The organism is Rhizobium sp. CBN3 (assembly GCF_030518245.1).
In the GTDB taxonomy this organism is placed as follows: Bacteria; Pseudomonadota; Alphaproteobacteria; order Rhizobiales; family Rhizobiaceae; genus Rhizobium; species Rhizobium aethiopicum_A.
This window is the reverse complement of sequence record NZ_JAULSE010000015.1, coordinates 29,576-50,600: the sequence shown is the minus strand read 5'-3', so window position 1 is coordinate 50,600 and position 21,025 is coordinate 29,576. Positions and strand designations below refer to the sequence as shown.

Sequence of the window (21,025 nt, the reverse complement as noted above, 5' to 3'; positions counted from 1 at the left end):
ACAGCATATACCGCTCGGCTGACGACGTTGGAAACGCCCCTCCAACTTTTGTAAAGCGCGTGAGTATTTTTCGGAATACATCGGCTAGGTCTCTGAGGAATTCCTTTTAGAATAGATATCTTGAATGATTGAGCGGGGTCTATCCTTCACCTCCTCCAGGATCTGCTTGACATAAAGGCCCATGAGCCCCGTAAAAACAGCATTCAAGCTGAAGAAAAAGACCACGACGGCCATGAGTGACGCCCATCCGTCTTGGACCGGTCCGATCAGCGCGCGCACCACAACAAACCCGCCGTAGACGATACCTAAGAAAGCCATCATTAAGCTGAAGCACAGCATTAATATCAGTGGCTTGGCTGAGAACGTCGTGATAGCAAGGGCGGTCAGAGCAATCCGCCTTCCTAGCGAGTAGGTCGTATCCGAGGTGCTGGCTTTGATAAAAGGGAACGATGCCTGGGGATAGCCAACAAGAATGCTTAGTGGAACGAAGACTGGGTTTTTGTCGCGAAATTTAAGTAGAGCGGATACATAGCGACGGGTCATCAATCGCATCGTTGATACGTTCTGGGGTATGCCTACCTCGCTTAACGCGGAGAAAAGCCAATAAAAAAGGTGCCCCGATATCCGCTCCATCCGGCTCCCTTTCCGACGTTCCTGCAGCCCGTACAGACAATCAACGGCTTTTCCCCGCAAAACCTGCGCCATTTCCGAAAGCAACTCGGGAGGCTCCTCGAGATCGCTGTCAATCAGGAATATCAGGTCGCCTTGAGCATGCTCCAAACCCACGAGCATCGCTTTATGATGTCCGAAATTTCTGCTCAAGCGTAATAGCGAGATCCGAGCGTCGCGCTCAACCCAATTTCGCACGATGTTCGCCGAAGCGTCCGGACTGCCATCATCGACAATCACGATTTCAATATCATCCGACACCGCCTCTCCCGCGGCCAAGGCACGTTGGATGAACTCATCGATTGTGTCCATTGACCTGTATAGAGTGGTAACAATGGATAACTTGCGTGTCATGGAACTCATTTGACTTTCGGCAACCGAGACTTGAACCAGTCGCCAACTGAACGAAATTCATCTAGGCCATAGCCCAGTATTTTCTTTTGCTGCTCGGTAAAATCTGGAGCTTCACCTAGCACAGAAGGAATATGGAACTGCTGACGCAGCATAGGAATCGTGAAGACGTGATTAATGGCGCGACGATTTTTATCGGTCTTATTGGTGCTGCCGGCGTGATAAACCATGCAGTCCAAGACAATGAACGTGCCCCGCTTGACGGTGAGGTGGGTCTCCAACCGCCGAACAACTTCGTCAGGTGGAAACGCTTCACGATGATGTGTTCCAGGGATCACGCGCGTGGAGCCATTTTCGATAGTGAAGTCGTCTAATGCGAAGAGTGCATTGATAGCGAGCGGCCGAGAGCTAGTGAAATGCTGATACGGAAGATCTCTGTGATACTGGGCTTGGTGGTATTTGCTTTGGTGGCCGCGGTTTATCAGGCCGTTCACCTGGTTCAGGATGAAGTAACCGCCGAGGAGCCGCGACAATAACGCATGAAGTGGCCGATTGAAAACGACCTCCCAGAAATTGGGGCACACCATCGGAAGGAGGCGAATCGTATCACGCTCATTAATCTTGCTAAGATCATAACCTCGGTCTGTTGCCTCGGCATCGTATTCCAACTCCGCTCTATTGAACAACTGCGAGAGTTCATCGAGCTGAGCCCCGGCCAATCCGGAATCTAGCGTAGTGTATCCCAGTAGCCTGACCTCCTCCGCGAGGATGTCGTAAATGTCGTTTGCTTCAGTTGTCGCAATAACGCCGTAGCGAGAAATTTCCGTCATAGGATGGCATCCTGCCTTGCAATTTCAAGAGAATGAAAGATCGGAACATCCTCCGATCCAAAACGATCTCGGATAAGCGTCCAGCTTCGCTCATGCACAGCCGCGATCAGGGGCATTCTTGGAAAGCTCAAGAAGTCTTTGACCGATACAACAGGTTTACCATAGAAATCCGCCTCTACCGGTTGATCCCTAACAAAAAACTCTGCGTTTTCGATCACGGACGGGCTATAGGCGTGAAGAAGATCCGAATACTCACCCGTGCCGAAGATGCCATACTTCCGGCCCTTAAGCACCCGGTTGGTCGCGTCTCGTATCCTGCTCCAGGTGTTCACATACTCTGCGCGCTCCTGAGAAAGAAAGGCGAAGCCGCGAGTCTGACTGTCAACGTCAGCGTTGCCGACCTGCAACAGGTAAATCCTAAATCCCTGCAGGCTGCCCGTTAAGGGGGAGTTCGCAACCATCCGCAGGTTTGCACCCGCTACAATCATTGCCAAGGAAGCGGACGTAAAGTTGGATATATGATCGTAAAAGAGCAACTCCGACCCTACGATTTCTCCATCCGGACAAATGACGACAATATTCCCCGTTTTATCAATGACGCGTCGGCATACTTGCAGAAAACCGAGGGGATTACGTGTGTGCTCTATCACGTTAACGGACAGGCAAAGATTGTAGCCGGGGGGGGAGGCCTCGAACTGCTCAGCAAAACCCTCGTGGATGGAAATTCGACCTCCCACGTTTGAACGCGCATTCGCGGCTACCCGGGAACTAGGCTCCACTCCGGTTGAAATTTGAGCGCCAAGCCTATTGGTCAGATAACCGAGCAACGTACCGCTGCCGCATCCAAACTCTATGATTTTGGAAAAATTGGCTTCATTCCCCAGATGATGCGTCAAGAAAGCTTCTATCTGTCGGCTATATTCGGCGGAGCGCGCAGCGTCCGCCACCGCGTCTCGCAGGCCGATCGAGTAGTCGGCGCTATAAATCTCTTTTATTTGCTCTTCTGAAAAACTCTGGGTGTGAAAGCCATGGCCGCAGTTGTTACAAGAACAGCGCCTAAGAGGATTCGATACCACCTTGCCGTCGCTAACCATCGAGCGGGCTGCATGCGGAATAGGTAGATTTCTACAATCTGCTGATCCACATGCGGGACACCTAGAAATATATTCCGTCAAGCGAAGTCCCCCGCAGTGCTTGCTAGCGGACCGCAATAACGCAATTTTGTCACCACGCGCAAGCCTTAAAAATGTGAAGGATTGGCGCCAGTATCCGGTACGCTTTCTTCTTTCTGCACACGCGCACCAATGCTCCAAAGGGTGGTGCGGCACCGGAAACCCACGCCAAAGGTTCAAATGTTAGTCAACTCAAGATGCCTCTTCCAAGGATCAAAACTGCCCACGCTATTTACATTGCAACTCCAAGCTTCAGAGGGCGCCGATTATCCACCCTTCGTACCTTGTTCGCGGGAGTGGGCAAGAGTGTCGAAACACCGCCAGCGGTGCCCAATCATTTCCGCCACTCTCAAAAGTGCAACTCACCAGCGGACCAGAAATTTGGCGCTGTGAAGGTTTCATTTCAGGTATCTCATGTAATTTCGCGTGTCCCTTCCACAATTAAAGAGAAGATCAAGGATCGTCACTCCATGAACGAATTCACCCCAGAGCTGGGGGTATTTAGGATAGTCGGCATAGTCGAACCAGGTAAGCCTAATTCCTCGTTCTTCAAAGACTTCTTCATCTACATAGTCTTTTGCCGCGGGGCCAGATACGTACTCTGTGCCACCCGCTTGAGCACAAAGCGCAGCCAGACGCTCTGTCTTTCCTTCCACTAACGTGTAGTCCCATGAATGGGAAATTACAGTTTGGATTGAGAGATAATTGCAGATTGCTTCAATGAATTGGCGATTGAGCGGCGAAAGGTGACTTGGCGGTTCATTCAGGTAAAGAGGCTCCAGCCACGCAGCGATTTCCTCAAAGTGTGCAGCACGACGATAGTTCTGGATCAGGCTCTTCCAATGGGCGTTCGCCCACTCGGTGCCTTCTGTCTCAGTTTCTCGAATTTTCTGGTAGTACTTTCCCTTTACCTGAACGGGGACTGTGAGCCATTGAATCCCCTGAGGCGTCTTGATCTGATTGCGATTGCGCCAATCACGTCGCGTATATTGCATGTCATCGTAGAGGATAAACTCATCCACGGCAGCGATCATATCGAAATAACCCTTCCACGGGATATAGTTTGACTGGACGATAGCCACCTTCTTCACTTCATTTCCTTCTTCGAATGGCACCGCAGGCGTTCAAAGCCGCACTCGCTGCCGTCGGTTTGTAAAGCCCTTGAGTACGGCTGGCATCATAGCCGCGTACGCCTGCGGCTGCACATCATTGTTTGTTGAGAGATCGTCACGCGCCTGATCAGGGCATCCTGGGAAATGTAGAATGAGAGGCTAAAAGAAGTCATCAGCGCCTTTCAGTGGGTTCGCCCTGTCTGGTCAAAGTATGTGGTGACAGTTCAAGAAGATTGGCAGCGCCTGCTGATCGTTCATGGGCTGACCAGAGTGTCGACAATCAGATGGTATGGTTCGCGTCTTGATGAGCCCGCGATGATAGGAGGCCGATACGGCGGCGTGCTCGCGAAGGAGCTCTTGGTTGAACTGAACCAGTCACGTCACAGGGCAGCAGCTCGACGGTTCGCAGGAGCCGCCGACGAAGGACGATAATCCTCTTGACCACGAGGGTTTTAACAAGAAGCCGGAGCAGAAAAAGTCCTTTTGGGTCATCGCAGAAAAAACGGTTCAGGATTAGCCAACTCGCCTCCCCAGTCCTGATGAAAGATGATTGTATATGGACAGCCGCCCCTCAAACGTTGACAGTTCCGCTAAAACGTCACTTCGCAAACCAGTCGTCTCTCGCTCGCCATATATTGGCCCCGCAATAGCAAATCCACGCTGGGTAGCGGCTCCACGTACTGACGATAAATGAGGGTCTCACCGCTTGAATGTTCGTTTTCGCCAAGGTAGCTGACTTGCTGGCGAAACGCTTCAAATTGGCAGCCCTCCTTCCCGATTACGCCGCGCCTGAAAGCCACAGTGTGCCCAAAATAGACCCGGTCCGATCTGTGAGCAGCTAGACGTTTCCCGTCCTCGGAGAATATTGGAAGAAGCTGTTCGAGGCCGTCCTTGGTCTTCTTGCTGAGGGTAAACCAGTTCTCAGCCATCCGAAGATCGGTAGAATTAAACACATTGATTGGACCGACCCCGTAGATACCAGCTGCGTCGGTCGGCGCCGCAACGGATCTTTGGATTTTCCGCAGGACCGTCAGATCGTTCTTCACCAGGTACGGCAGAGGAAGCGAGATAACAAAGCATGCCAGCAAAATCATTACATGACAGAAGACGGTGGAGATCGGATCACCCGGGACGATGTCCTTGTGGACCATCTGGCCAGTTGGCAACAGAGTATACTCTGGCTTTGGCGTAGGGATTTGACAGACGCCGAACATCCTCGTCCGACGCTCGGCAACAAACCTATACACTGCCGGTCCGCCCAAATATCGACCGATTACGAGCAACGGATGAAGCGGCAGCAAAAGGAACACGTGCTTCGATAAAAGCACGTAGAACTCATAACCTTTGACGGCATTCCCGCTGCTGACGTCGACAGCGTAAAGGTCCTTTCGTGCTTCATCTGGATCGATGCCGACTTCCATCAGCCAAGGAATGTTCTTGGACAACGGCTTAAGGTGGACTCGCCTGAAGAGATCGACGGCCTTTACGAACGTCACCGTTCTATCGCACAGATTGCAGCGGTCATCGTACGCCACCTGAAGCCTGTTTGCGCCACTGATGAACGTCTTGGTCCAAAACAAAGCGGCCACGAACAGGAACTCGAATTGGGCTAGCCATCCGAGTTGGAGGACGAGTAGGCTCAGCCCGAAGAACAGCAAGCCCCACATGATTACATACTTGCGAAACACTCCGCCGAGCAGCACAAACGGAAGCAGCAGAAGATACCACGGCAACATCGCCCAGAGTGACACGCGCGCCAGGAAAACCGGGATCGGGCCTTGCGAAAGCAGCCAGCTAAACTCACTCGAATATCTGGACATGAAGTTATTGGTGAGCAGCAGTGGGCCAGCCGAACCTGACATCCAGGCAGGCTCGCCCAAATGGATCGAAAGCGAGTACAGGCACACGCACCAATAACAAGCGAGCGTCATCAACTTTGCGAGTTGCAGCCCGGATTCACTTGGCAAACCGTTGTCATAGTAGAAGGCTGAGATGACCTTGCACGCGAACGTGCTTCTTTTCATAAGCAGCCGGTCCAGCGAAAAATTCGCTCCGGCGTTTGTGAATATCAGAAGCACCGAAAGCATCGCTGCGATCCAGTTTCCCAATGTGGATGTGCGGAGCAGCATGTCTCCCATCTGCCACTGAAAAACGATCAGGTACACGAGAGCGTACTGCGTCAGCAGACCCGCTGTCACCAAGACGCCGCAGAGCAATCCCATCATGGCAGTCAACCAAATCGACGGCTGCCCCCAGTCCGAAGGCTCAAGATAGGAGATCATCCAGAAGGCGCGCTCGATCATGAAGAGCCCAAATACTATTCGGATCAGCGCGAATTTCGGTGCTTCCTCCTCTGGATTTGATACGAAGGCCCCGCGTCTAGAGAGCCAATCCCCAAGACCACTTAGTGCTACTGCGGCCTTCACTCTAACTACGGGGTGGATGCCGAGTACGAACAAACCGATCAGCAGCGGGAAAAAGCCGAAAAAGCGCTTCGCGAACCAGTCCCAAGTTCCGGTAAGAGCGACCAGGGAAAGAGCAATAATGAATATCAGGCTGGTTACGAGGATCCCTTTGCTGCGGCGCACGTTTGAAAGGGACTCCACGCCCGCTGATATATCCGTCGCATCAACCATGCCCAACCGTCGCCTTCGATGTCTTCGCTAAGTCTCATTAGGGGCGTACTGTTCAGCGCCCTGGAGATTAGCGCCTCCTGCTTCCATGACCTCTGTCCAGGCGAACGCTTACTTTAGAATCGAACGAAGCTCAAGGCACGACCGCGGAAGCCAATCGCCGCCAAGTGGCCAAATACGGCAAGTAAGCCGGACTGGTGACGAAGTCGGCCGGGATCGGACCCTTACTCTCTAGATCTTTACTCAGATCCTCCTTCTTTGATCCATATCGATCGCCACTACGATGCCTTGGGTTCAATTTGCGACAGCATGTGCAGGTCATGCCCGACTTGCGCGGTCTCTCGATCACAGACTATCTTGGTGCAGGTGTGAAACTGGGCGTTCAGTTTCCCCTCTTCAGATGGGACAATAACCTCTCGCTCTATTTGGCCGCTGCCTGTCCCAAACTGCAGACGTTCCGATGCCTTACCCAACATGACGGTGACAAACCTCTTTCCGAGGGGATGATGGAACCGACCTGCCGCAGAATTTCGACTACAGGCTCGAGCGAGGTCGATCGGTAAACGGGGCGAAGGGACGATGCCGCAAGCTCTCCGTTCCCACCATCTCTCGCGGGGCACGTCCCCTCTCCCCGTCAGAACGGGGGTCCGCAGGACGGGTCGAGACCAGTGGCTCGACCCAGGAAAGGTTAGGGTGAGGGGCAAGCGGTCGACGCGAGCCGGACAGCAGCGGCACAAGGCCGAGGATGGCGCCGAGTAAGGAACGACGTTGGTCAATAAGATAAGCCGGTGAAGAGATTCACCGGCTTCAAGCAGTCTCAAACCTGTGCGACCTTAGTCGAGCGCGGCCGTGACGATGAACTCGACCTTGTATTTCGGCGCGGCGAGCTTGGCTTCGCTGGTGGCGCGTGCCGGCGGATTGGCCGGATCGATCCAGGCTTCCCAGGCTGCGTTCATCTCGCCGAAATAAGCAATGTCGGAAAGATAGACGAGGGTCTGCAGGATCTTCGACTTGTTGCTGCCGGAGGCGGCAAGCAGACGGTCAACCTCGGCAAGCGCAGACTTGCACTGATCTGTGACGCTTTCGCCTTCGCCCACCTGGCCTGCGAGGTAGACCGTGTTGCCGTGAATGACGGCGCCGCTCATGCGTGCGCCGACGTCGATACGCTTAATGCTCATTATCGTCTCCTGAGTGAATGGAAGTGGCGGCGCTGCGGAGCAGCGCCTGAAAATCAGCGCCCCGTACGACGCTCAATTGCGGATATGCTGAGTTTTCTGGTAGATCGCCGTCGAGCGCGCCCCCGAGCGGCAATAGCCGAGCATTGGCCGCGGGAATTCGTCCAGCGCATCGACCATACCCTGCACCGCCTCTTCGGTCACGCCCATCGGTCCAACCGGGACATGGGCGATATCGAGTCCGAGCTCTTTGGCACGCGCCTCGATGAAGGAGAATGATGTCTGGTCGGGGCTTTCATGATCGGGGCGATGGCAGACGATCGATTTGAAGCCCAGCGCTTTGATCTCATCGAGGTCCTCAAGCGTGATCTGCCCCGAAACCGAATATTCATCGTCGATCTGGCGAATATCCATCGTCTTGTCTCCTCAAAGATCGTGGGCTGATGGTCTACGACGGGAGGCCCGCAAGCGTCAACAACACTTCACTCACAGGAACGCAAAGGTCAGCGCATAGCTGCGGCTTTCGCCTGGGGCGAGCATGTTAAATTCACCGGCCGCCTGAAGCTCGTCGCGCGATTCCCAGCGATGCGACACCGGCTCGATGCCGATAATATGAGCGGGCGCCTTCTGGTTTCGCCAGACCTGCAGATAAGGCAGCGTATCGGCGCGGAAGCGCACGCTGAGCGTCCTGCCGCCGATTGCGGCGATCGGCCCGAGCCGGACTTCCGCCAAGCCCTCCGCCGTCGCCGTCGCCGGCACACAGAAGATGCCGCCCGGCTCCTCGCCGAATGTCCAGGGGAAGCCGCCATTCTCCAGCATCCGGCCTTCGAGCCGCGTGCCGTCATCCAGCCATTTGCCGCCGACATTCATATGGTACATCAGGAAGGCCGGCACCACCTGATCGCTGGTATTGATAACCCGGTCTTCGAGCCGCACCTCGCCGGTTGTCCCGTCGATCCGCCACAGCCGCTCGATGCGCTGCGGCAATCCCTCGACGGTGATGATGTCGATATCGGCGCGGCATTCGGCATTGCCATTCTCGTGTTTCGTCCACAGGATCTTGGCGGCGTGGCCGGAGGCCGATCCGTGCAGCGGATAGACCTTGCCGTCGGCACGGCCGGCGATCAGCTGGCGATGGCGGATATGATCCGGCCCGCAGGTGAAGAGAAAACCTTCGAGCGAGTGGTCGATTCGCGGATCCCCATCGTCGGGAATGGCACGCTTTGGCGCGATATCCACGCCTTCGACGATGCATCCGCCGATATCCAGCACCGATGTTTCATCGAGCATCAGGCGCGGCCCACTTGCAGCGGCAAATTCGATCATCTCGGGTCTCCTCAAGGATTTATCGGCCGCCGTAGCGTTAGATTTCGCACTGGCCTTCGTCAATCGGCGGCGTTCTCCTCTTGCGCTTTTGCCGCAACCGTGGATTTTGCGGAACGGACACAAGGATGCAAACGTTTATGAGTAAAAGGAAATCTTAGGGATTTTCATATTTTGTTCAGCACGCTTTCATAAATTCCACACTAGCGTCAAAATTCGCGGGTGTGTGTCGGCCAGTCACTGTTCGAGGTGTGAGACGTGAATCGCTTTTTGAAGTCGGCATTTTCGCTTGCGGCCCTGCTGGCAGCCGTTTCGGCTGCAGCACCACAGGCTGGCGCGCAGCAGTTTCGTGACCGCCGCCAGAGCGATGTCGTGCTGGTCACTCCGAACGGCGAAATCCTCGATTATGTCCCCCGCGGCTTTGCCTATGCCCGCGACCGCAGCGGCAACCGCGTGCTGATCGACGCCTACGGCAACGTCGTCGCCACCGAAATGCGCGCCCGCGGTTACTATCCGCCCCGGTCCCGTCCAGGCGAGGTCTATGCCGACCAAGGCGGCAACGATCCTTACTATGCCGACGACAACCCCTATGGCGACACGCGTTATTCCGAGCGTGGCGCCGTCACCGGCGGCATTCCGCGCGACGCAGCGATCGAGCGCCTGCCGCTCGGCGAGGAGCCCTATCCGGACGATAACAGCATCGGCAATCCGCAGTCGGGCGACGATTACGCCTCGATCGATCCCGATCAGCAGATCCCGCCCGCCGATGCGCCGAAGGCAGCACCTGACGAGCCCGTGATCACCCTGAAGAACAAGTCGAAGCCCGAGATCGTCGCGCTGCAGGTCTTCCTCGACCGCGCCGGCATCTCTCCCGGTGTCATTGACGGGCACATGGGCTCGAACGTCACCAAGGGCATTTATGCTTACGACCAGATGACGGGGTCAAAGCTCGACCCCAACGACACCGATGCCATTCTGGAAGAGCTGCGCATGAACGGCGGCCTGCCCGTCGTCACCTATACGATCACGCCGGCCGATGCCGCCGGCCCCTTCGTCGCGGAGATCCCGGAAGATTATTCGCATAAGGCGCTGCTACCGTCGCTCGCCTATACCTCGACCACTGAAATGCTCGCCGAGCGTTTCCATATGGACGAGGCCTTCCTCAAGGAGATGAACCCCGGCGCCGATTTCAGCGTTCCCGGCACGGTGATCAAGGTCGTCAATCCCGGCGAAGCGAAGACCGGCGAGGTCGCCCGCATCATCGCCGACAAGGGGCGCAAACAGGTTTTCGCCTATGACGGCGCCGGCAATCTCATCGCCGCCTACCCGGCTTCGATTGGCTCAACCGACACCCCCTCCCCGTCCGGCACGGTGACGGTCGAGCGCGTCGCGTTCAATCCCGGTTATACCTACAACCCGAAGATCAACTTTCAGCAGGGCGCCAACGACAAGATCCTCAACATTCCCCCAGGCCCGAACGGCCCTGTCGGCACCGTCTGGATGGCGCTTTCCAGGCCGACCTACGGCATCCACGGCACGCCGGAGCCCTCCAAGATCGGCCGCACCCAGAGCCACGGCTGCATTCGCCTGACCAACTGGGATGCAACCGAGCTTGCGAAAATGGTCAAACCCGGCGTAACGGTCGAGTTCGTCGACTGAGCCAAAGCCAAACTGGTCACAAACGATAAGGCCGCCGGATCGCTCCGACAGCCTTTCTGTTTCAATGCTTGGGTATTCAGGCCGCTGTCGCCATGCGAGCCGAGGCTGTCAACCGAACAGGCACCTTGCGCACGATTTCGTCGGCGAAACAGGTGGCGTTCTCACGCGCCTTGCCGAGATTGCTGACGCGCGTGGGGTCCATGGTCTGCAGCGTGCCGCCACAGTCGAAGATGTCGCGGAAGGCCGAACGTTCGATGATCGCAGTGTCCAGCACCGGCACGTGCCGCTCGCTGAGCAGCGACTTGACGAGCTGCAGCGCCCGCGTCGTCACCATCGAGTTGACCCGGGTCAGCACCACCGAATGACCGATCTTGATGCCCGCCTTCTCGTCCAGATACTGCAACAGTTCGAGCACCTGCGCGCCGCCGCGCGCATCCATGGCACAGCCTTGGATCGGGATCAGCACGTGATCGGAAAGGCCGACGGCGGTGGCAAGCAGCGGATTGCGGGCGCCCGGCAGATCCACAATGAAATAGTCGGTATTATGCTTGTTCTCGCTGATATGCTGCGGCAGCGAGGCGGTCGTCACGAAGTCGATCACCGAAATATTGGGCACGTGCCCCGATATCTCGTGCCAGCGTGAAATCCAATGCTGCGGATCGGCATCCAGAATGGTCACGCGATAGCCCTGACGGGCAAGCTCGGTCGCGAGCAGCAGAACAGCGGTCGTCTTGCCGGCGCCGCCCTTGGTATTTGCGAATGTAATGACTGGCATGTTCGGTCCTCGGAGGAAATGGCGCGAGTCGGCATCGCTCTTGTGCGCACTGTCGGAGCATCGTGCGGTTAACCCATCCTTTACAATCATGGTTAACAAATTGCGAACGCGCGCGGCGAAATTGCAGCCTGTATTTTTCACATCCCTAAAATTCAGGATGTTTCCGAGACGAAAAGGCCCGGAAAGCAAGAGCTTTCCGGGCCGGTCTGCAGGTCCGCCGCGATCTTGTCAGAAGCAATCCTTGAAAAGCGCCTTGGTATTTTCGAGCGTCATCGCCACCGGATTGCCGCCGGCGCTCGGATCCTCGATCGCCATGGCCGACAGTTCGTCGATGCGGTCGGGCGCGATTCCCATCGCCGTCAGCGTCTCCGGCACGCCGAGCTCGGAACGAAGCGTCAGCACATAGTCGTAGAAGCCGTCGAAGCCGCCCGATATGCCGAGATAGGCGGCTGCCCGGCCGATCTTCTCCTCGATCGCGGCGCGGTTGAAGCGCAGCACCGCCGGCATGACAACCGCATTGGTCATGCCGTGATGGGTGTTGTAGACGGCTCCGATCGGGTGCGAGAGCGCATGGATGGCGCCGAGCCCTTTCTGAAAAGCGACCGCGCCCATGGCGGCGGCCGACATCATGTTGGCGCGGGCTTCGAGATCGGTACCTTCCCGATAGGCGCGCGGCAGGAATTCCTTGACGAGGCGCATGCCTTCCAGCGCGATGCCGGCCGACATCGGGTGATAGAACGGCGAGGAATAGGCTTCCAGGCAATGGGCGAAGGCATCCATGCCGGTGCCGGCGGTGATGATTTTCGGCATGCCGACCGTCAGTTCCGGATCGGAGATGACGACGCCGGGCAGGAACTTCGGATGGAAGATGATCTTCTTCACATGCGTGACGGAATTGGTGATGACGCTGGCGCGCCCGACTTCCGAACCGGTGCCCGCCGTCGTCGGCACCGCGACGATCGGGGCGATGCCTTCGAGGCTCGCACGTGTCCACCAGTCGCCGATATCCTCGAAATCCCAGACCGGCCGCGTCTGGCCGGCCATGAACGCAACGCACTTGCCGAGATCGAGGCCCGAGCCGCCACCGAAGGCGACGACGCCATCATGGCCGCCATCCTTGAAGGCCTTAACGCCGGCCTCGAGGTTCTTCTCGTTCGGGTTCGGATCGACGTCGGCGAAGATCGCCCGGCCGAGGCCGGCATCTTCGAGGATATCGAGCGCGGTCTTGGTGATCGCCATCGAGGCGAGGCCGCGGTCGGTGACGAGCAGCGGCTTCTTCATGCCGAGGCTCTTGCAGGCGTCGGCCAGCTCCTTGATGCGGCCCCGGCCGAGCTTGACCGATGTCGGATAGCTCCAGTTTGCGGTGATGTTGCTGCTGATCATGCTGTGACTTTCTTCAGGTGGAAGGATTTCGGACGCGTCAGATTCTGGAAGCCGATGATCGACAGCGAGCCGCCGCGGCCGGTCTCCTTGACGCCGGTCCAGCAGAGCGCCGGATCGAGATAATCCGCGCGGTTCATGAAGACGGTGCCGGTTTCGATGTCGCGGCCAAGCCGCGCCGCCCGTTCGGTATCCTTGGTCCAGAGCGAAGCCGTCAGCCCGTACTGGCTGTCGTTCATCAAAGCCAGCGCCTCCTCGTCGCTCTTCACCTTCATGATGCCGACGGCCGGACCGAAGGTCTCCTCGCGCATGAAGGCCATGGAATGGTCGACATCGACGAGGACCTGCGGCGCGAGATAGGCGCCGCCGTCGTCCTGGGGAAAAAGCTTCGGATCGACAAGCGCCTTGGCGCCCTTGGAAACCGCCTCGGCGATCTGCTCGCGCACCACCTTGGCGAAACGCTTGTTCGCCATCGGCCCGAGCGAAGTTTCCGGATCGAGCGGATTGCCGAGCTTGTAGTTCGAAACCCAGGTAACCGATTTCTCGACGAAGGCGTCATAGAGAGACTCGTGCACATAGATGCGCTCGATGCCGCAGCAGCACTGGCCGGAATTGTAGGTCGCACCGTCCATCAGCGTGTCGACGGCCGCATCGAGATCGGCGTCTTCCATGACGTAACCTGGATCCTTGCCGCCGAGTTCGAGGCCGAGGCCGGTAAAGGTGCCGGCGGCGGCCCGCTCCATCGAGCGGCCGCCTTCGACCGATCCGGTGAAGTTGACGAAGTTGAAGCTGCCGGCGGCAATCAGCGCCGACGTCGTTTCATGGTCGAGGAAGACGTTCTGGAACACATCTTCGGGAATGCCGGCCTCGATAAAGGCCTGCACCAGCCGCTCGCCGACGAGCAATGTCTGCGAGGCATGTTTCAGCACCACGGTATTGCCGGCCATCAGTGCCGGAGCGATCGTGTTGATCGCCGTCATATAGGGATAGTTCCAGGGTGCGACGACGAAGACGACGCCGTGCGGCTCGCGCTCGATACGGCGCTCGAAACGATCACTCTCTTCGACGACGAGCGGCGCCAGCGCATCCGCCGCAATCGAGGCGACATAGTTGGAGCGCTCGTTAAAGCCCTTATATTCGCCGCCATACTTGATCGGCCGGCCCATCTGCCAGGCAAGCTCCGGCACGACGACGTCGGACATCTCGTTCAGCCGTGCGGCGCCCTTCAGGACAAGCTGGACACGCTCTTCAAGCGGCTGTTTCGCCCAGGCCTTCTGCGCCTTGCGGGCGCGCGCCACCACGTCCTTGGCGGCGTCGAGCGAAAGTGCTGCGCGCTCCGCGTAAACCGATCCGTCGACCGGTGAAATGCATTGGATCATTGCCATGATCGGTTCCTGTCCTCGTATTGATCAAAAATTTCGTCGAGGGCATAGCCCCTCATCCGCCTGCCGGCACCTTCTCCCCGCACGCGGGGCGAAGGGGGATGGCCGCAACCTCTCCGTTCCTCGCCAACGTCTCGCAGGGCACGTCCCCTCTCCCCGTAAAACGGGGAGAGGGTTAGGGTGAGGGGCAAACAACCCGCAATCCCGTACTAAGCCCTTTCGAAACCCCGCGCCACTTCCCAATCGGTGATGCGGCGGTCGTATTCTTCCTGCTCCCATTCGGCAGCACGAGTGTAGTGGTCGATGACGTCGTCACCGAAAGCTTTGCGTAGCATCGCCGATTCCGTCATTGCAGTCGTTGCTGCGCGCAGCGTGCGCGGGATTTCGCGAATGTCCTTGCCGCCATAGGCGTCGCCGACGAAGGGGGCTTCGAGCTCCAGCTTGTTCTCTATGCCGTCGATACCGGCGGCAAGCAGCGCGGCGAAGGCGAGATAGGGATTGAGATCGGAGCCTCCGACCCGGCACTCGATGCGGATACCCTTGGTCTCCTCGCCGCAGAGACGATAGCCGGCCGTGCGGTTGTCCTTGCTCCAGATCGCCTTGGTCGGCGCGAAGGTGCCGGCCATGAAGCGCTTGTAGGAATTGATGTAAGGCGCCAGGAAATAGGTGATCTCGCTCGCATGGGCGAGAAGCCCGGCAACGTAATTGTGCATCAGCGGCGACATGCCGTATTTGCCGGCATGGTCGAAGAACAGCGGCTTTTCCTCGAGGCTCCAGAGCGACTGGTGGATATGCGAGGAACTGCCGGCGGCATTGTAGTTCCACTTGGCCAGGAAGGTGATGGCCTTGCCCTTCGACCAGGCGATTTCCTTGCAGCCGTTCTTGATGATCGCATGCCGGTCGGCCATCGCGAGCGCGTCGGCATAACGCACATTGATCTCCTCCTGACCGGCCGAAGCCTCGCCCTTGGAGTTTTCGACCGGGATGCCGGCGCCCTGCAGCCCGGTGCGGATCGCCCGCATCACCTCTTCCTCCTTGGTGGTCTGAAAGATGTGGTAATCCTCGTTATAGGCGCTGGCGAGCTTCAGATTCCGGTAGCCTGAGGCATGCGCCGCCTCGTAACTCTGATCGAACAGGAAGAATTCCAGCTCCGAGGCCATATAGGCCTTCATGCCCATGTCCTCGAGGCGCTTCACCTGCCTCTTCAGGATTGCGCGCGGCGAATGGGCGACTTCCTCATGGGTGTGATGATCGAGCACGTCGCAGAGCACGAGCGCCGTGCCTTCGAGCCAGGGAATGCGGCGCAGCGTCGAAAGATCCGGCTTCATCGTATAGTCGCCGTAACCCTTTTCCCAGCTCGTCGCCTTGTAGCCGGAGACGGTTTCCATCTCCATGTCGGTGGCGATCAGGTAGTTGCAGCTGTGCGTTTCCTTCCAGGCGCTTTCGACGAAATATTCCGCCTGGAAGCGCTTGCCCATCAGCCGGCCCTGCATGTCCACCTGGCAGGCCAGAACCGTATCGATGCGCCCTTCGGCAACATCCTTCCTGAGATCGTCGATTGTGTAGCTGCTCATGATTGATCCGCCTGACATTGGAATTGAGAAAATCGGGGCAACGAAATCGCATGCGATTGGCCGGGTGATGGCCTGATGCCTTTTCGTTGAGCCGGTGATGGGGCCGCCGGACGCGGCCCCGCCATTTGAGAGGAGGCCTCGATGCTTAACGTTCGCCGCTTTCGCCGACGGCCGCTTCTGCTGCCGCGATTTCGGCCTGGCGCTTCGCCACGTCGGCACCGATCGGCGGCCCCTTGAAGCGCCGGCTCTCGAACCCGAACCAGACGATCGCGGTGACCACGAGGAAACCGACGGTGATATAGAGCGCCCATTCATTCGGCGGCTGGATGCCGAGAATGAAGATCAGGATCATCGCAATGATTGAGAGCACGGCAAAGAGCTTGAAGACACCTTCGCCGAGGTTCCACGGACCCATCTTGTCCCACTTCGAAGTGCCCCAGGCGAAGAGGCCGAGCGTGATCGGGATCGCGAAGGAGAAGAACAGGAAGATGACCGTGCACGAGACGACGATCGTGTAAACCGGCGTGTCGCCGATCGATACGAGGGAGGAGCCCCAGACGAACAGCACCGACAGGATCGAGCCGGTCCAGATCGCAGCTACCGGCGTGCGGTACTGTGGGCTGACCTTCGACAGTGCCTTGGAGGCCGGCAGTCCGCCGTCACGCGAGAAGGCGAAGATCATGCGAGAGACCGAAGTGACGGTCGCAAGGCCGCACAGCCACTGGCTGACGAGGATCGCCAGATATAGGATGTCCTTGACGATCGGGTTCACCTGGCTATCCATCGCCCAGAAGAACACGTTCCAGCCCTGCTTCGCCGCATCGTCCATATTCGGCAGCATGAGCACGAAGGCGCACAGCATGATATAGCCGAACAGCGCCGACCACAGGACCGAGGCGACCATGCCGCGCGGCACCGACTCGGCTGCCTTGACCGTCTCTTCCGACGTATGCGCCGAGGCGTCATAACCGGTGATGGTGTAGATCGGCAGAAGCAGGCCGAGCAGGAAGACCCAGGTGCCCGAGGTGGACGGCCAGACGTTACCGCCGACTTCGCCGGAATAGTTGGCAAAGGTGAAGAGACGGCCGAACTCATAGGAAGGCGCCGCCAGCAGGCAGACGACCGCCAGCGCGATCGAACTCGCGAAGATCAGATAACCCGAAAAATCGGTCAGCTTCGCGGTCAGGCCGATACCCATGTGGTTCACGAGCGCCTGCGCGCCGGTGATGACGACGAGGAAGACGATGCGCACCGTCGTCGTGTCCGTCAGCCCGAGATAGGTGGTGCCGAAGGAGCCCATGAAGAAATAATAGGTGCCGACATTGATGGCGCCGAGCACGGTGACGAGGCCGAGCAGGTTGAACCAGGCGGTTAGCCAGCCGGTGAAGCGGTTGCCGAGGATCGAGCCCCAGTGATAGAGGCCGCCCGCCGTCGGGTAGGCCGAGCTGATCTGCGCCATGGCGACGGCGAAGACGAGCGAGATGAAGCATCCCACCGGCCAGCCGATGCCGATCGCGGCTCCGCCGGCGCCCGCGGTCGCCTGCGCCAGCGAATTGATGCCGCCGGAGAGAATGCAGATGATGGAGAATGATACGGCGAAATTCGAGAATGAACTCATTCGCCGCTCGAGTTCCTGGGCATAGCCCATCGAATGCAGGATGTGCACATCCTGCTTTTTGTCCAGATCGGTATAATCCGACATGACTTCCCCCTGTTCACGACCGGCCGCGGGATTGCGGGCCGGTTCAGTGCCAATTGCCCGCGGCATTTTCGCCGTGCGGACGTCCGCAGATAAACTGCTCCCTCGGGTCTTCTTTTTATTCAGGCTTCCAGGCTGTGCTGGAGAAGTCCTGTCAGATAGTCGGCCATGACCCTTTGGCCGCCATCGTCTGCGATGAGGTCGTTTCGGACCTCGATCATCACATTGCGCAAGCCGTTCGAAAGCCCGTGCAGGATCAGCGTGTGGGTCACGCCGTCCTGCGGCCCGTAAGGCTGGTTGCGTTCAGTCCTGTAAAGCGGCGATTCAGCCGCAGCATCCAGCATGCGGTCGGCAAGCCGACTGTCTTCGTCGTGCAGTATGCCAAGTTCGACGGCGCGTTGCCGGCCGTGATAGACCGGCGTGAAGCTGTGCATCGTCACGAGAATGCTGTCCTGCCCCCTCGCCCGGCGATCGCGGATCAGCTCGCGAATGGCGTCGTGAAAAGGCACGTAGAGCGCATCGGTGCGCGCCAGGCGTTCTTCGGCGGTCAAATCTTTGTTGCCGGGAATGGCATAGATTTCGCTGGTCTCCGGCATGGCGCCCGGTGAACTCGGCGGCCGGTTGCAGTCGTAGATGAGTCGGGAGAAGCGCTGGTGGACGAGCGTTGCGTCGAGTGCTTGCGATATGACGCGGGCAACGGCGAGCGCGCCGGGGTCCCACGCAATATGGCTCGACAGTGCTTCACTTGGCAAACCGAGATCGCCGAAGCGGACAGGAAGCGCGTTGGAAGCGTGCTCGCAGACGAGCAACACCGGGCTCTGGCCGCCGACGCGCTCGATCCCGACGCAGTTGCCGTCCGCTTCGCTGAGGATTTTCGGCCGGGCCAGCACCAAAGGCGCCACTCCTATCCATTAATAAAATGTTATAAGAAAAGAATTCTTCAGGTTTCGATCACTGTCAAGCATCCTCTGAAAAATTCTTTTCATGACACCGGTTGACATGGATTATGACAGCGTTGTTAACTTTGGTTGGGAAAGTGGCGCTAGACCATCCCGGGGAGCAAGATTAGGTGACAGTTGCGTCAAAGACGGTTTCGGACGTCATACACTCGCATTTCGGGCTGTTGACGCGCGCCGAAAAACAATTGGCTGAAAGCCTTCTCGACAATTATCCGGTGTCCGGCCTCGGCAGTATTACCACCATCGCAGAGAATGCCGGCGTGTCCACGCCGACCGTCGTGCGGATGGTGCAGAAGCTCGGCTTCAAAGGCTATCCGGATTTTCAGGCGCACCTGCATCTGGAAGTCGAAGCGACGATCTCCAACCCGATTGCCAAGCACGATCGCTGGGCGCAGAATGCGCCGGGAACCCATATCCTCAACCGTTTCGCCGATGCCATCATGGGCAATCTGCGTCAGACGCTGACCGATCTCGACACCGCGACCTTCGACAGCGTCGCCTCGCTGCTGTCGGACCGCAAGCGCGGCCTCTACTTTGTCGGTGGCCGCATCACCGGCGCCCTTGCCGAATATTTCTTCACGCATATGCAGGTCATCCGGCCTGCCACGACACTGCTGTCCTCCAATTCCAGCAGCTGGCCGCAATATGCCCTCAACATGAATACCGGCGACATCCTGATCATCTTCGACATCCGCCGCTATGAGCAGGAAATGGTCAGCCTTGCGACCGCGGCCCGCAAGCGCGGCGCCGAAATCGTCGTCTTCACCGATCAGTGGGGCTCGCCCGCCGCCAAGCTGGCAAGGCATGCCTTCCGTGTGCGGATCGAGGCGCCCTCAGCCTGGGATTCGTCCGTCGTCACTCTTTTCATCGTCGAGGCGCTGATCGAGGCCGTTCAAAATTCCACCTGGGATGAGACGAAGGAACGCATGAAGACCCTGGAAGGCCTGTTCGAACAGACCAAGCTTTTTCGCAAACCCGGTTAGGAGGACAAGAATAAAAGAGAGGGAAAACTATGACGGATTTGGCGGAAGTGAGCAATGCAGTCGCAAATGAAACATCTGTCAAAAGCGCCTGCTATTCCGGCAAAATTAACGTCATCCAACCGTCACACAAGCTTCATGTAAGCTGATTAACAGCATCGCCAGACACTGAAAACCCGAAGGAGAACAACAGTGATCTCTAATCTTTCTCGACTCCTGTCGCTTTCTACTGCGATGATCGTGGCTTCGACCGCGATTGCTGCCGCAGAACCGAGCGCTGAACTGATCGCCGCCGCCAAAAAGGAAGGCACGCTGACCACGATCGCCCTTCCGCACGACTGGTGCGGCTATGGCGACGTCATTGCCGGCTTCAAGGCCAAGTACGGCCTCGAAGTCAACGAGTTGAACCCGGACGCCGGTTCGGGCGACGAAGTCGAAGCCATCAAGGCCAACAAGGGCAACACCGGCCCGCAGGCTCCCGATGTCATCGACGTCGGCCTCTCCTTCGGCCCATCCGCCAAGAAGGACGGCCTGATCCAGCCCTACAAGGTCTCCACCTGGGACTCGATCCCGGATTCCGCAAAGGATGCCGAAGGCTACTGGTACGGCGACTATTACGGCGTTCTCTCGTTCCTCGTGAATAAGGATCTCGTCAAGGAATCGCCGGCAGACTGGGCCGACCTGAAGAAGAGCGACTATGCAAACACGGTCGCACTCGCCGGCGACCCGCGCACGGCCAATCAGGCCGTCCAGGGCGTATATGCCTCTGGCCTTTCCGCGTCCGGCGGTGATGCAGCCAAGGCAGGCGAAGAAGGCCTGAAGTTCTTCGCCGAACTCAACAAGGCTGGCAACTTCGTGCCTGTCGTCGGCAAGGCTGCGCCCTTCGCGCAGGGCTCCACGCCGATCATTGTCGCCTGGGACTACAACGCACTTTCGTGGGGTGAAAGCCTGAAGGGCAATCCTCCGTTCGAAGTCGTCGTTCCGAAGACCGGCGTCGTTGCCGGCGTCTATGTCCAGGCGATCTCCGCCTTCGCTCCGCACCCGAACGCTGCCAAGCTCTGGATGGAATATCTCTATTCCGACGAAGGTCAGCTCGGCTGGCTGAAGGGCTATTGCCACCCGATCCGCTTCAACGATCTTGCCAAGAACAACAAGATCCCGAAGGACCTGCTCGACAAGCTGCCGCCGGCGGCAGCCTATGAAAAGGCTGTTTTCCCGACGCTCGAAGAACAGGCTGCCGGTAAGGAAACCATCACCAAGAACTGGGATTCCGTCGTCGGCGCAGCCGTCAAGTAATCTCCGATCCTGCCTCCCCGCCCAAAAAGGCGGGGAGGCTTTCTCACTCCGACGCC

Annotated in this window: 17 protein-coding genes; 3 read left to right on the top strand and 14 right to left on the bottom strand. The window is 58.0% G+C overall.

The genetic code is table 11. The annotated features are described in order from the left end of the window. Positions 1-84: 84 nt before the first annotated feature. The 8 genes from QWJ46_RS21530 to QWJ46_RS21495 form a co-directional block, all read right to left on the bottom strand. Entirely contained in the window at positions 85-1,032 is a 948-nt protein-coding gene (locus QWJ46_RS21530; protein ID WP_302753738.1) for a glycosyltransferase family 2 protein, read from the bottom strand. After that, entirely contained in the window at positions 1,029-1,850 is an 822-nt protein-coding gene (locus QWJ46_RS21525; RefSeq protein ID WP_302753735.1) for a phytanoyl-CoA dioxygenase family protein, read from the bottom strand. Before QWJ46_RS21525 ends, QWJ46_RS21530 begins: the two co-directional genes overlap by 4 nt. Beyond that, a complete protein-coding gene (locus tag QWJ46_RS21520; protein ID WP_302753733.1) occupies positions 1,847-2,944 on the bottom strand; it encodes a bifunctional 2-polyprenyl-6-hydroxyphenol methylase/3-demethylubiquinol 3-O-methyltransferase UbiG in 1,098 nt (365 codons plus the stop codon). The genes QWJ46_RS21525 and QWJ46_RS21520 overlap by 4 nt, the downstream gene beginning before the upstream one ends. 476 nt (positions 2,945-3,420) lie before the next feature. Continuing rightward, positions 3,421-4,113: a WbqC family protein gene (locus tag QWJ46_RS21515; protein WP_302753731.1), complete on the bottom strand. Its 693-nt coding sequence runs from the start codon at positions 4,111-4,113 to the stop codon at positions 3,421-3,423. Positions 4,114-4,724: 611 nt separating this feature from the next. Beyond that, entirely contained in the window at positions 4,725-6,770 is a 2,046-nt protein-coding gene (locus QWJ46_RS21510; RefSeq protein ID WP_302753729.1) for a thiol-disulfide oxidoreductase DCC family protein, read from the bottom strand. 830 nt (positions 6,771-7,600) lie between these two features. Next, on the bottom strand, positions 7,601-7,945 hold the full coding sequence (locus QWJ46_RS21505; RefSeq protein ID WP_010066925.1) for a RidA family protein: 345 nt from the start codon (positions 7,943-7,945) through the stop codon (positions 7,601-7,603). Between the two features lie 72 nt (positions 7,946-8,017). Then, positions 8,018-8,356 (bottom strand): TIGR01244 family sulfur transferase, encoded by a 339-nt coding sequence (locus tag QWJ46_RS21500; RefSeq protein WP_302753725.1) that lies wholly within the window; start codon positions 8,354-8,356, stop codon positions 8,018-8,020. Between the two features lie 72 nt (positions 8,357-8,428). Continuing rightward, complete coding sequence (locus QWJ46_RS21495; RefSeq protein ID WP_302753724.1) at positions 8,429-9,268, bottom strand: DUF4432 family protein; 840 nt, start codon at positions 9,266-9,268, stop codon at positions 8,429-8,431. A gap of 255 nt (positions 9,269-9,523) precedes the next feature. On the opposite strand from QWJ46_RS21495, the gene QWJ46_RS21490 reads away from it, so the two are divergent. Continuing rightward, positions 9,524-10,924 carry a L,D-transpeptidase gene (locus QWJ46_RS21490; protein ID WP_302753722.1) on the top strand — a complete coding sequence of 467 codons (1,401 nt, stop codon included), beginning with the start codon at positions 9,524-9,526 and terminating at the stop codon, positions 10,922-10,924. 76 nt (positions 10,925-11,000) lie between these two features. Here QWJ46_RS21490 and QWJ46_RS21485 read toward each other — a convergent pair whose 3' ends face one another. The 6 genes from QWJ46_RS21485 to QWJ46_RS21460 form a co-directional block, all read right to left on the bottom strand. After that, complete coding sequence (locus QWJ46_RS21485; protein ID WP_302753719.1) at positions 11,001-11,699, bottom strand: ParA family protein; 699 nt, start codon at positions 11,697-11,699, stop codon at positions 11,001-11,003. A 228-nt stretch (positions 11,700-11,927) separates the two neighbouring features. Then, positions 11,928-13,079, bottom strand: a complete 1,152-nt coding sequence (locus tag QWJ46_RS21480; protein WP_302753843.1) for an iron-containing alcohol dehydrogenase — start codon at positions 13,077-13,079, stop codon at positions 11,928-11,930. Continuing rightward, on the bottom strand, positions 13,079-14,464 hold the full coding sequence (locus QWJ46_RS21475; protein WP_302753717.1) for an aldehyde dehydrogenase family protein: 1,386 nt from the start codon (positions 14,462-14,464) through the stop codon (positions 13,079-13,081). The genes QWJ46_RS21480 and QWJ46_RS21475 overlap by 1 nt, the downstream gene beginning before the upstream one ends. 206 nt (positions 14,465-14,670) lie before the next feature. Then, on the bottom strand, positions 14,671-16,035 hold the full coding sequence (locus tag QWJ46_RS21470; RefSeq protein ID WP_184459274.1) for a glutamine synthetase family protein: 1,365 nt from the start codon (positions 16,033-16,035) through the stop codon (positions 14,671-14,673). A gap of 145 nt (positions 16,036-16,180) precedes the next feature. Further along, complete coding sequence (locus QWJ46_RS21465) at positions 16,181-17,737, bottom strand: amino acid permease (protein WP_302753714.1); 1,557 nt, start codon at positions 17,735-17,737, stop codon at positions 16,181-16,183. Positions 17,738-17,856: 119 nt separating this feature from the next. Next, positions 17,857-18,627, bottom strand: coding sequence for an N-formylglutamate amidohydrolase (locus QWJ46_RS21460; protein ID WP_302753712.1), 771 nt, complete (start codon positions 18,625-18,627; stop codon positions 17,857-17,859). Between the two features lie 176 nt (positions 18,628-18,803). On the opposite strand from QWJ46_RS21460, the gene QWJ46_RS21455 reads away from it, so the two are divergent. After that, entirely contained in the window at positions 18,804-19,676 is an 873-nt protein-coding gene (locus tag QWJ46_RS21455; protein ID WP_302753710.1) for a MurR/RpiR family transcriptional regulator, read from the top strand. Between the two features lie 189 nt (positions 19,677-19,865). Then, the gene (locus tag QWJ46_RS21450) at positions 19,866-20,969 is read left to right on the top strand and encodes an ABC transporter substrate-binding protein (RefSeq protein ID WP_302753709.1); all 1,104 of its coding nucleotides are present in this window, start codon (positions 19,866-19,868) and stop codon (positions 20,967-20,969) included. Positions 20,970-21,025 lie beyond the last annotated feature (56 nt).